Origin of the sequence: Endozoicomonas sp. ONNA2 (assembly GCF_024606365.1) — a bacterium.
Lineage (GTDB): Bacteria > Pseudomonadota > Gammaproteobacteria > Pseudomonadales > Endozoicomonadaceae > Endozoicomonas.
In genome coordinates this window covers 1-6,265 of record NZ_JAHHPO010000635.1, presented here as the reverse complement: position 1 = coordinate 6,265, position 6,265 = coordinate 1, and the positions used below count along the sequence as shown (strand labels likewise).

Genomic DNA, 6,265 nt, shown 5'->3' with positions numbered 1-6,265 from the left:
TTTCATCTCTGAGGGTGGCGCAAAATATTTTCACGCGCCATGGGCATTTGTGGTTTTGGTGCCTTTGTGGTTTGTTTCTTTCGATAAAATGGGTGCGATCAAACCACTTCAAACAGGAAGTGGTTTTTCTTGCCCAGTTTCACCAGGAAGAACCGGCCATACAGGGCGTTGCGTGTTGCAAAGCACTCTGGCAGGTTCATATTATCCGCCGTGCCACGGGCGACACCGTTAAAGAATACCGCGTTATTGGCCAGCGCATCTTTCACCTGCTTGCCTGACTTGACCATGCCGACTTCGGCAAACAGTTGCGTCATGGCCTGGCCTTCCAGCTGAGTCCGCTCGATGGTCGCACTGGGCAGGCCATCTTGCTGCAACTGCGCCATATCGGTTTCTGAAAGCCGGGTAATGTCACCGGAAAACAGGGCTTCGGTGATGCGCTCTGCTGCCTTGAGGCCTTCCTCCCCATGCACCAGTCGGGTCGCTTCACGGGCAAGAATCCTCTGGGCTTCCGGTTTGCCCTGACGCCTGGCATCCGCTTGCTCAATGGCCTCAATTTCTGCAATGCCCAGGAAGGTGAAGAACTTCAGAAAACGATACACATCGGCATCCGCGGTGTTCATCCAGAACTGGTAAAAGGCGTATTGGGATGTTTTTCTGGAATCCAGCCAAACCGCACCGCCTTCCGTTTTACCAAACTTGGTGCCATCCGACCTGGTAATCAATGGTACCGTTAACCCGAAGGCACGGGCCTTATTGTGACGACGGGCCAAGTCAATACCGCCAACAATATTACCCCACTGGTCACTGCCACCAATCTGCAGGGTACAATCATAACGACGGTTCAGCTCGGCAAAGTCCATGCCCTGCAGCAGGGCATAGGAAAACTCGGTAAAGGAGATACCGGAGCCCTCCCGGTTCAGCCGTTGCTGTACCGACTCCCTGTTGATCATGGCATTCACGGAAAAGTGTTTACCGATATCTCTCAGGAACTCCAGCACATTCAGGTTGCCGGTCCAATCCAGGTTATTGACCACAACGGCGGAGTTTTCCTGGCAGTCGAAGTCGATAAACTGACTCACCTGCCCCTTGATTTTCTCAACCCAGCCAGCCACCACCTTCGGGGTATTCAGTTGACGCTCCGCGGCCTTGAAGCTTGGGTCACCGATCAGACCCGTAGCCCCACCCACCAGGGCAATGGGTTTATGACCCGCCTGCTGGAAGCGCTTGAGCACCAGCAACGGCACCAGATGGCCAAGATGGAGACTGTCAGCCGTAGGATCGAAACCACAATAAAGCACCCGGGGCTGTTCGCTCAAATGAGCGTCCAGTTCCTCCACGGCAGTGGTCTGGGCAATGAGCTGGCGGGCCTGAAGATCTTTCAGCAACGGGTTTTGACTTTCGGACATTGGCCTTATTCCTGGGATGATTCAACCGAAATACTGCGGTGGATGCCAGGGGCTCTGACATCAAATCAAGAAAAACTCCCTACCCGGATGGACAGGGAAGAATTAATAAAAAATCAGTCCGATCAAAATACAGCAAAATGCTAACGGAACAAACGCCTGATTGGGGTAGATTTCAGTATATATTTGCCTTACCAGGCCTTTACACCATTAGCCTGGAACTAACGTTAAATCCATACTGTCTAAACAACCAAATGTGCTTGCGAACTTCTGATACGGATTCATGCTGCTGGCGAATTCGATCAATCGGGCACTGTTTGGTATGTCTGTCAAATCTGACCCCATTACACTCCATTACAATGGCAGGAGAAATTTTTGGATAATCCGCAACCACTGTCGGCGCAAGCCCCTGCTACTTACCTGGCAAATCCGGGAGTCTCTCAAGAAAAAGAACCTGCGTATCAATCTGAGCCAGCGGGTTCAAATTTTTCCGTGGGTGATGCCGTCTGGGTGGTCATGCGAGCCCTGTCCACGGCTACCGAGTGTCTGAATTTTGTCTGCAGAAAGGTGGTCGTCCTGGCCAGTGTGTGTGTTGGTGGTATTACCGGGCTGCTTCAATATGCCCATGAGAACCTGGGCAATAGAAGGGTGCAAACGGTAGCACAGGAAGAAAATAATAGAATAGGCCAGCAGCCCGGTGATCAAGCACCCGGTGACACAGCGCAGCAAACGGCTTATCGCCAGAATCCCCCGATGGAAGAGTACGTCAGGCAGGGTGCCAATAAGTGGCAGCACTTTGTGGAATCCGGCACATCACCCGGCTCTGAATACAGCTGGATGTCACTTGTCGGCACACTCCTGTCCATAACCGTTTCTGTCTGTGTGCTCGGTGTAGCGGGTACATTACTTCTGCATACGCCACACTGGCTGTTCAAGGCAGAACCTTATTTTAATCTCAATCAACCGACATCACTCATCCCGCCGACTACAACCCAGCCTTCTGACCATCAGAATCGACAAAGGTCAGCCTTCGATCCGCAAGCGGATAGCCGCCCCCGGGACAACCCGGCCAGCCACTGCACACACCGGCCTGTTGAACCACCGCCCACCGCCGTGGCAGGTGAACCAGGTCAGCCAACAGGGCTGCCATCATTTATTGCCCGGGCCCCTGGCGGATATATGCCAACATCAGTTCCGGTATTTAAGTAGCTGGCCATGAACAACACGGCTCATTAATTTTCTAACGCCTCGCATTTACAGTCTGTTGTTGGAAAGACAATCCATAAGGAAATAAAATAATCCGTGATAATCAAGACAATAATCAAAATAAATGATAATTGGTCTTGTATTGACGTACCTTTTCTGACGGATATGACTTACGATATTTTTTACCGTTATAATTTATTTACATACTGCAGACAGTGTTAAAACATTAATGAATAAAGCCATCCCTAAAGGCGTAGTACGGATCAGCCAGCGCCTGAAACTGTTCCCCAGGCGACACTTGCTGTTGGCAAGTACCATCGCCGTCATCATCATAGGATTGATGGCACTGCTCCCTTCGGGTGACGTAGAAGCCAGGCGTAACGAAATTCCGATATCCATTGATGCTTTCCAGCCTAATGAAGCCAACATAGAGCTGAACAGCACGACCACTCCCCGGCCTTCCCCATCTGCCAGCAACCAGAACTCCGGGCAATCAGCCACAGCAATTAAAAAAGAAGTGGCGCAGGAACCAGAAACCAGGGCACCAGAAGCAGTAGCCAAGACACCAGAAGCAGAAACCAAGGCACCAGAAGCAGTAGCCAAAACACCAGAAGCACAAGCTAAGGCACCAGAAGCAGAAACCAAGGCACCAGAAGCACTAGCCAAGACACAAGAAGTAGAAACCAAGGCACCAGAAGCAGTAGCCAAGACAGCAGAAGCCGAAGCACTGGCAAAAACCGCAGACGACCTGGCGCAGAAACTTGGCAAATGGCACAGTGTGACCATTAAATCCGGCGATAATTTATCCGTGTTATTTAATAGCCAGGGGTTAAATGCCAGTGTTGTTTATCAGGTGGCCAACACGCCCGGTTATGGCAAAACACTGGCCAGTATCCGTCCGGGGGAATCCCTTGAATTCCGGATTAATCCGCAAGGCAGCCTGACCCAGCTGCGCTACGTCAAGTCCAGACTGGAAAGCATCTTCTTTAACCGGGAGGACGATGGCTACCGGGCAGAACCGGTTACCCTGTCACCGGAAATTCATTCCACCTATGCCAGTGGCATTATTGAAAGCTCTCTCTTCCTGGCCAGCCAAAAAGCAGGCCTTTCCCAGAATCTCACCATGGAGCTGGCCGGCATTTTTGGCTGGGATATCGATTTTGTGCAGGATATCCGCAGTGGTGACAGCTTTAACCTGCTCTATGAAGAGGAGTTTCTGGAAGGGGAAAAACTCGGGGATGGCAATATTCTGGCCGCCAACTTCACCAACCAGGGACAGACCTACACCGCCATCCGCTATACCGACAGTAACGGCGATACCGATTACTATACCCCCGACGGAAAAAGCATGAAAAAAGCGTTTCTCCGTACGCCGGTGGATTTCACCCGCATCAGCTCAAGATTTAACCCCAACCGTCTGCACCCGATATTCAAGACCAAACGCCCGCACCGGGGGGTCGATTATGCCGCCCCGATGAATACCCCCATTAAAGCCGCGGGGGATGGGCGTGTGCAGTTTTCCGGCTGGCAGAGTGGGTTTGGCAATGTGGTATTTATCCAGCACCCGAATAATGTTGTTACCGTCTATGCCCATGCCAATAAACTGGCCGGACTGAAAAAAGGCCAGAAAGTTCGTCAGGGCCAGACCATCGCCTATGTTGGCAAATCCGGCTGGGCCACCGGACCTCACCTGCATTACGAGTTTCGTGTCAATGGCGTGCACAGAAACCCGATAACAGTGAAGCTCCCGGATGCTGCCCCCATCGCCAACAGTGAAATGGCCAACTTCAGGCAAAAATCCCAACTGATGCTTGCCAGGCTGAAAGAGCACAGGGAAACACTACTGGCCACGAATAACCCTGCAATTGATTGAAAATATGGGCATATGAGGCGCAAAGGAACCTGTATTTGTGCTCAGTGTCTTTGTGGTTAACCATAACGGCCATCCAGAGGCGAACCATGTCAGATATCTATATAGGGCTCATGTCCGGCACCAGCCTGGACGCCATGGATGGTGTAGCTGTTCGCTTTGATGGCAATAGTCCAACACTCCTGGCCCACCACAGCAGTGAGTGGCCCGCCGGACTGAAGAAAAAAATTCAACAGCTCTGTCAGCCAGGTCATGATGAAATTGGTTTGCTGGCGGAAGTAGACCCGGCCATCGCTTATGTTGCCGCCGCAACGGTCAATGAGTTGCTGGACAAGGCAGGGCTTGGCGCTGACCAGGTCAAGGCCATTGGCAGTCATGGTCAGACGGTCAGACACCTGCCAGAGTCGGGCTACACCCTGCAGATCGGTGATCCGAATATCCTGGCAGAGCAGACTGGTATAACCGTTGTTGCCGACTTCCGGCGTCGGGATATGGCCGCCGGTGGTCAGGGAGCCCCGCTGGTACCCGCCTTTCACCGTGGGGTTTTTACCAGCGAAACCCGCCACCGGGTGATCGTCAACATTGGCGGTATCAGCAATATAACGATCTTGCCCCCTGAAAACCGTGAGCAACGCCCGGTAACCGGCTTTGATACCGGTCCGGGGAACCTGTTAATGGACTATTGGTGCCAACAACAGTGGGGCCAAGCCTATGACCAGGATGGCAGCCATGCTGGCCGGGAGCCCCATGACCCGATCCTGCTGGAAACCCTGCTGAGTGAACCCTTTTTCCGATTACCTGCGCCCAAAAGTACTGGCCGGGAACTATTCAACCCTGCCTGGCTCAACACAATGCTAGAAGGCTTTCGTGGTCTGTCGCCGTCGACTATACAGGCAACCCTCTGTCGTTTGACCGCCCGCTGCATTGCCGATGCCATACAACAGCATGCCCCCGAAACAGATGAAGTGTTTACCTGCGGCGGCGGTGCCAATAACAACACCCTGATGGCCATGCTGCAAGAAGAAATGCCCGGCACAAGGCTGGGATCAACCGCAGGGCTTGGGGTTGATCCCCAGTGGGTAGAAGCCATCGCCTTTGCCTGGTTAGCAAGACAGAATATGTTACAGCTACCCGGCAACCTGCCTGCGGTTACCGGGGCATCGGGTTTGCGTTTGCTTGGTGGGCGGTATTATCAGTGACCGCTCAGCTCTACCATGGTTTTCTATTACTGTTCAATGGAAGTACTTATTTCTCATTTACTGAAGCACTGGCACCCGGTTTACCAAAACCTGTTTCCCCGTCGTATGATCCGGATTGTTGATAATGCCCATAACAGGCCTGTTATTGCTTTATGCAGCTGGTTGAGAAGCTAAATTATCTGAAGCTGCGCCTGTAATACCCGGATAGATGATTTTACCTGACTGACCATTTATTAATATCTTGATCGTTAACCATTATAAATAGGTAGCGTCGTATGCTTTTATCGCTCAGTTCAAAGGTAAGGCAATCAATAGGGAGGGTCGCAGGCTTTCAGATACAATCAGGGAGGAAAATCGGCTGAATGTAATTCGGGTGGTGATGAAGCAGGTCAGATGAACAGTGCTTTGGCCAGCAAAAAAAACAATAATTACTGGCAAGCACAGGAAAGATAGTTTAAATAGTGTTCTGAATTAATGACTGTTTGATAATCTACTGAACGACAAATCAAGATAGCTTTTGGCTTCAAATAAACTATCCTGATTACCACTGATCGTACGTCATGATACAGAGAAAGTTTATTTAAGAA

4 protein-coding genes are annotated in these 6,265 nt (G+C 51.4%); 3 read left to right on the top strand and 1 reads right to left on the bottom strand.

Going from position 1 to position 6,265, the window contains the following annotated elements; all coding sequences use genetic code 11:
• Positions 1–98: 98 nt before the first annotated feature.
• On the bottom strand, positions 99–1,406 hold the full coding sequence (gene tyrS / locus KDK14_RS11200; RefSeq protein WP_257265203.1) for a tyrosine--tRNA ligase: 1,308 nt from the start codon (positions 1,404–1,406) through the stop codon (positions 99–101).
• A gap of 372 nt (positions 1,407–1,778) precedes the next feature.
• Between tyrS and KDK14_RS11195 the strand changes: the two genes are divergently transcribed.
• The 3 genes from KDK14_RS11195 (at position 1,779) to KDK14_RS11185 (ending at position 5,678) form a co-directional block, all read left to right on the top strand.
• Entirely contained in the window at positions 1,779–2,612 is an 834-nt protein-coding gene (locus tag KDK14_RS11195) for a hypothetical protein (protein WP_257265202.1), read from the top strand.
• Between the two features lie 226 nt (positions 2,613–2,838).
• Positions 2,839–4,482: a peptidoglycan DD-metalloendopeptidase family protein gene (locus KDK14_RS11190; protein ID WP_257265201.1), complete on the top strand. Its 1,644-nt coding sequence runs from the start codon at positions 2,839–2,841 to the stop codon at positions 4,480–4,482.
• An 86-nt stretch (positions 4,483–4,568) separates the two neighbouring features.
• Entirely contained in the window at positions 4,569–5,678 is a 1,110-nt protein-coding gene (locus KDK14_RS11185) for an anhydro-N-acetylmuramic acid kinase (RefSeq protein ID WP_257265200.1), read from the top strand.
• Positions 5,679–6,265: the final 587 nt, after the last annotated feature.